This is a genomic window from Adlercreutzia shanghongiae, from assembly GCF_035830635.1.
In the GTDB taxonomy this organism is placed as follows: Bacteria; Actinomycetota; Coriobacteriia; order Coriobacteriales; family Eggerthellaceae; genus Adlercreutzia; species Adlercreutzia shanghongiae.
Genome location: NZ_JAYMFI010000060.1, coordinates 1 through 873, shown reverse-complemented (window position 1 = coordinate 873; position 873 = coordinate 1). Strand labels below are relative to the sequence as shown.

The following is an 873-nucleotide window of genomic DNA, read 5'->3' as shown; positions in this document are numbered from 1 at the left end:
GACGACTGATAGGAAACTGCCGGGCTCCTCCGACCAAAGAGCGCCACGGCCATGTAATGTGGGTGTCGCGCGAGGCAGCGTTCCGATCGACCGACGATTGGAAGGATACCACCATGCTGACCGAAGCCGCCACCTGCACAGCCGTCCTGGGCCTCGACGTCGGGAAGTTCTCCCATTGGGCATGCCACGTGACCAGGCGGGGCGAGGTGCTGGGAAGCGGGCCCGTGGCCAACACCGAGCGCGACCTGGACGACCTGTTCGGCCGGGTCGGCGCCGGGACGCTGGTCGTCGTCGACCAGGTCCGCAACATCGGGTCGCTCGCGATATCGAGGGCCAGGCTCGCCGGCCTGCCGGTCGCCTACCTGCCCGGGATCGCCGCCCACGGCGCGGCCAAGCTGTTCGCGGGCGACGCGAAGACCGACGAGCGGGACGCCGCCGTCATCGCCAAGACGGCCCTCGGCATCCCGGACTCGCTCCTGCCCGTGCCCAGCCGCGGCGAGAGGCTCGAGGCCGCGAGGTCGATGGCGGCGCAGAGGAGCCACATGGTCGCCTGCTCGACCCGCGACAAGAACAGGCTCCGGAGCCTCCTGCTGGAGAGCTGCCCGGCGTTCGAGGCGCTGGCCGACCTGGCGGACCCCCATTGGCTGAAGATGATGGAGGCCCTGGGAGGCCCCTGGGGCATCGTCGACGCGGGGAGGGCGACCGTCGGCGCCGTGACCCGGGGCGCGAACAGGTCGCGCATCGACGAGGCGGTCGCGGCGGCGGCATCGTCGACGCGGCCGTCGGAGTACCGGGTGGCGGCGGAGAACCCGCAAGTGAGGATGCTCGCCAGGCGCATCAGGGAGTCTGCGGAGGAGGCGGCCAGGCTCGATG

At 71.4% G+C, this 873-nt stretch carries 1 protein-coding gene; it reads left to right on the top strand.

Annotated elements, in window-relative coordinates:
• Window positions 1-113: 113 nt before the first annotated feature.
• The coding region (locus VJ923_RS12200) for an IS110 family transposase (RefSeq protein WP_326441863.1) at window positions 114-873 on the top strand (760 nt) is incomplete at its 3' end.